Annotated in this window: 7 protein-coding genes; all 7 read left to right on the top strand. The window is 72.7% G+C overall.

Annotated elements, in window-relative coordinates:
- Positions 1–423 (top strand): hypothetical protein (locus tag ACFQ6N_RS40025; RefSeq protein WP_380659087.1); only part of this gene is annotated, 423 nt, incomplete at its 5' end.
- Complete coding sequence (locus ACFQ6N_RS40020) at positions 423–737, top strand: hypothetical protein (RefSeq protein ID WP_376247450.1); 315 nt, start codon at positions 423–425, stop codon at positions 735–737. The genes ACFQ6N_RS40025 and ACFQ6N_RS40020, both read left to right, overlap by 1 nt.
- Positions 734–892 (top strand): hypothetical protein, encoded by a 159-nt coding sequence (locus tag ACFQ6N_RS40015; protein WP_376247447.1) that lies wholly within the window; start codon positions 734–736, stop codon positions 890–892. Before ACFQ6N_RS40020 ends, ACFQ6N_RS40015 begins: the two co-directional genes overlap by 4 nt.
- A 1-nt stretch (position 893) precedes the next feature.
- Positions 894–1136 (top strand): hypothetical protein, encoded by a 243-nt coding sequence (locus ACFQ6N_RS40010; protein ID WP_376648126.1) that lies wholly within the window; start codon positions 894–896, stop codon positions 1134–1136.
- Positions 1133–1501, top strand: a complete 369-nt coding sequence (locus ACFQ6N_RS40005) for a hypothetical protein (protein WP_376648125.1) — start codon at positions 1133–1135, stop codon at positions 1499–1501. Before ACFQ6N_RS40010 ends, ACFQ6N_RS40005 begins: the two co-directional genes overlap by 4 nt.
- A 790-nt stretch (positions 1502–2291) precedes the next feature.
- Entirely contained in the window at positions 2292–3815 is a 1524-nt protein-coding gene (locus tag ACFQ6N_RS40000; protein WP_376648124.1) for a protein rep, read from the top strand.
- Positions 3816–3845: 30 nt separating this feature from the next.
- Complete coding sequence (locus ACFQ6N_RS39995; protein ID WP_376295863.1) at positions 3846–4154, top strand: hypothetical protein; 309 nt, start codon at positions 3846–3848, stop codon at positions 4152–4154.
- Positions 4155–4489: the final 335 nt, after the last annotated feature.

Raw genomic sequence — 4489 nt, 5'->3', positions numbered from 1 at the left:
GCGCTTGGTGCCGAGCAGCTGCACGCACCGGCCGCCGTCCTGCCCGGCCGCGTCCTGCGACTGCTGCCCGACTGGGTGCTCAGCGTCCCGATGATCCGTCACCGCCACGGCGTCGCCCGGCCCATCACGGTGGCCGAGCACCTGGAGCTGACCGCCCTGGTCATCCAGCGCTACGGCTGGGCCCAGGGCACCCACCGCACGACCGGCGGCCGCCGCTGCATCCTCGGAGCACAGGCCGTCCTCTACCGGCTCGGCATGGGCGACGAGTCCACGGTCGCCGCCGCCGGACAGCGCCTCCAGTCCGTCCTGCGCGCACGCGGCTGCACCGCGACGTACGCCGCGTGGAACGACTGCCCCGACCGGACCGAGGCCGACGTCCTGGCGCTCGTCCGCGAGGCCGCCCGTACGGCGGTGACCCGCTGATGGGCTGGACGATCTCCCACGGCACCGTGACCGGCGAGCCGACCCACCGCAGCTACAACGCCGTTGGCTCCCTGGCCCAGGCCGCCGCCCACGCGCTCACCGCCCGCGACTGGGCCCTCCTCCGGCCGGTCCTCCACCGCCCGAGCGGCGACCCCTTCCAGATCAGCCCCGACGGCGCCCGCGCCGCCGCTGGCCTTCTGCTCCGCGCCGCCGACTCCGGCCTCATGGACCGCCAGTCCGGCCAGCTCGCCCGCGACCTCGCCGCCGCCGCGACCCGGGCCGCCGCCGCCCGCCAGCTCTGGAACTGGAGTTGACCGCCGTGGCCACCTGCCAGACCTGCGGAACGTCCGGCCCGGACGTCGAGGAGATGGACGACCCGTTCACCGCCGCCCTCTACCCGGAGCGGACCGAGCACGACCAGATGACCCTCTGCCCGACCTGCCACGTCGCCCGATACGAGGAGAGCTGACATGGACCGCACCCCCGCCGGCCCCGGCCCGTCGGCCGCCGACGTCGCCGCCACCGTCGACCCCATCCAGGCCGCCGCGCAGGCCGCCGCCATCGAGGAAGTCCGCGTCTACGTCGAGAACATCCGACCGACCGACCTCACCGACGCCGGACGGCTCGTCGGCCACCTGATGAACGCCGAGGTCCTCCTGATGAACGTCGCCGCCGCCTTCGCCGACCGCACCGACACGGAGGGCCAGGCATGACCCGCAAGCACGCCATCGTCGAGGCCGCGCCCTCGCTCCTCGTCAGCCACGGTGCCGACTTCTTCGGCGAGGACCGCCACCCGCTCGCCGCCGTACGCGCTCTGGGCCCGTACGCCCAGAACTCGGTGCCCTGGGACGACCGTCCGACCATCGCGCCGCTCGTCCAGCTCCTGGAGGACCTCGCCGACCGGGAGGCCCGGAGCTTCCCCCCGGCCGAGGCAGCCCAGCTCTCCGAGCAGCTCCTCGTCATCGCCCGCAACCGCCGCATCAAGACTGCTGTCGCCGAACTCGCCCGCGCCCTGGCCGACGCCGCCGCCCGCGCCGCCGCCGACAGCGAGCCGTGGACCTGGTCGGTCGAGACGTAGTTGCTGCACTTTTTGGACCGCTCAACGCGGGCGCGCGCGTGGCCGGCCACCGGCCGGGGTGTAACGGAAATCGCCCGGCGGCGTACTACCGGGTGAGACCCCCGCCCAAGTCCCTGATCTGCGAAGAGGAACGCTCGTGGAACTGATGAGACCGCTCTACGCGAACGCGCGCGCCTGTAACGGATCACAGGCCCACTCCGTCCATAGGCCGACGAGGCTCACGACGAGGAGGACCTGACGCACAGGAGCCCCGCCCAGACCCGGGCGGGGCTTCTTCCGCACCGTCAATTCACACCAGCCACAGGGCCCTCGGGCGGGGCGGGGGCAACGAATGGCTCAACTAGTGCCAGGATCATCAGGAGCAAAAAAATGGCGCGACCCAGGGGGCCTATTCCCTGAACCGCGCCACGTGAGTCCGACCGACCGAGCTGCTAAGACCAACCAGAACGGACCCAACGCTGTGCCTACCAGCGTAAGGGACGCTTCGGCGTCCGCGACACCCCAGACTTCCGACGCGCCGCGTGATGACCCCGCTGCCGTCGCTCCCGCCGGAGGCGCTGTGCGCCCCGCTGAGAGCCCCGCCGGGCCTCAGTGTCACTGCGGGGCCCCGATCACCCACACGCCCGGGAAACGGCCGCGTGTGTACTGCTCTGACGCATGCAGGAAGCGCGCGAACCGCGCCAACGCCAAGGGCGAAGCCCTGGCGGCCCGGCCCACCACGACCGCCACGGCGGCACCGGCCCGGACCAAATCCGGACGCGGCCTTGGTACTACCGCGAAAACTACGGACATGCAGGTCAGCGGCCTGCATCAGAACGGCGAAACGGACAACCCGGGCAGCCGCACGGCAAAAAGGGACGCGGCCCCGTTCAGCGGAGGCGTCCCCGGCGCGAAGCCGGAGACCGGCACGGACACGGCTGCCCGTGACGCGGCCTTCATCCTCCGGGAGGCCCTGCGCCCGCTGTCCGGCCTCCAGCGGCTCGCCGACTGCGGGCTGTCCGTCCTCGCGGGCGGCGTCACCCCCGTGATCCGCAACGGCCGGGCGGGGTTCGCCGGGGTCGTCACCTGCGGCTCGGTCCACGTCTGCCCCTGCTGCTCGACCTCGATCCGCCGCGTACGGCAGGACGAGCTGGAGCAGGTCGGGGAATTCTGGGAGTGCCAGTCCTGCGGCCTGGTGATGATGACGCTCACCATGCGGCACTACCTCCGGGACCGGCTCGAAGACCTGCTCGGCAAGCAGCGCGAGGCGTGGAAGCGCGGCTTCGGCCAGAACGCGGGCCGGGCCTGGCGCGACGCGAAAGCCGCGTACGAGATCCGCGGCTTCGTCCGGGCCTGGGAGGTCACCCACGGCTCGAACGGCTGGCACGTGCACTACCACGTGCTGCTGTTCCTGGCCCGGCCCCTGGCGGCCGGTCAGGTCCAGGAGCTCCAGCACCTCGCGTTCGAGGTCTGGTCCGCCGCCCTGGTCAAGGTCGGGGCCCGGATGCCGGTCGAGATCAGCGAGAAGGACGGCAAGCCCGTCGCCGTGCGGATCGACGCCCCGGACCGGGGCGAGTCCGGCAAGCTCGCCCGCTACCTGATGAAGGGCCAGGACGGGAAGGCGAAGTGGGGCGTCGCCCACGAGCTGACCCGGCAGGACATCAAGCAGGGCCAGGGTGGACACCGGACCCCCTTCGAGATCGCCCGCGCCGCCACCGCCCCGGACGCCGACCCGATCGACGTCCAGCTCTGGCAGGAGTTCGTGGCGGCCGCCGTCGGCATCCGAGCCCTGTACTGGTCCAACGGACTGCGCGCCCTGCTCAAGGAGATCGGCTTCGAGCTGGACGACCGCGCCGACGGCAAGGTCGCCTCCGACGAGGCATCGGCCGGGACACCGCTCGCCCGCATCCCCGCCTCGACCTGGTACCGGTACATCGCCCGGCACCCCGGCCGACCGCTCGCCCTGCTGCACGCCGCCGAGAAAGGCGGCGCCGCCGCCGTACGCGCCCTGATCGAGACGTGGGGACTCACCTGGGGACTCGACGTCCAGGAGCCCGACGTCTTCGAGGCCGGGACCGTGCCGACCGCCGACGAGGTCCTCCAGAGCATGGAGCGCGAGACGCTCGCCGCCCGCATGGCTGTCTGGCGCGACGAGTTCGACCGCCAGGACCGCGAGCGTCGCGCCTCCCGGATCGTCCGGCAGGCACCCGGAGCCTGGGACGCCCGCAAGGACGCACAGGCCGCGCTCGACGCGGCGCGCGTTGTCGACGGCACCGAGACCTTCCTCAGCCTCCTGCACCGCCGCCGCCGCGAAACTCTCGCCGCCGCCCAGTAGCCAGCCGCCTTACCCGTGAGGAGAACAACCGTGACCCGCAATCTCCCTGACGTCAGCTTCGCCCGCATCGCCGACCAGAGCGGTCAGCACGTCTTCTTCTGGGCGGCCCCGTCCGCTGGCTTCGACGAGCTGCTTGCCGTCTGGAACCGGATGGACGGCATGACCGCTCAGCCGTTCACCTTCGCCGAACCCGCCATCGTCGCGGCCGCCCAGGACTGGATCGCCGACAAGCTCCAGGAGCACGACAAGGCCACCGTGATGCTCGGCTCGATCGAGAAGGGGAAGTGGGTCAACTGGAACCTCCCGACCGTCCCGCGTCCCGCCGTGCCGACCGACTGACGCCTGGTCCTGCGGGGGCAGCCGACGCAAGCGCCGGCACCGGAGCCCCGGGGGCTCCGGGCGGTGGTCGGCCGGAGCCGGTGACCGGACGCGGGAGCGTCCAGGCCGAGAAGCCGGGGCGGTCGCCTGACCCTCCGCCCCGCGCCAAAATCTCGGCAGCGAGGTATGCCGGTGCGCTTCGCTTACCGGCCCTCGCCCCACGGCGGCGCTCCGCTTGCCGGGGGACACCGCCCCGTTGGGGCGGTCACCGAGACGGCCTTGAGGGCCGCTCGGTGCGTGGGTGGTCGCGGCCGTCGGTGTCCCGGCAGCACCGCCACCCGGCACCGCCAGAGCAC

This window comes from Kitasatospora sp. NPDC056446, from assembly GCF_042796115.1.
Lineage (GTDB): Bacteria > Actinomycetota > Actinomycetes > Streptomycetales > Streptomycetaceae > Kitasatospora.
The sequence above is the reverse complement of the archived record's forward strand: the minus strand, read 5'-3'. Positions and strand labels throughout refer to the sequence as shown.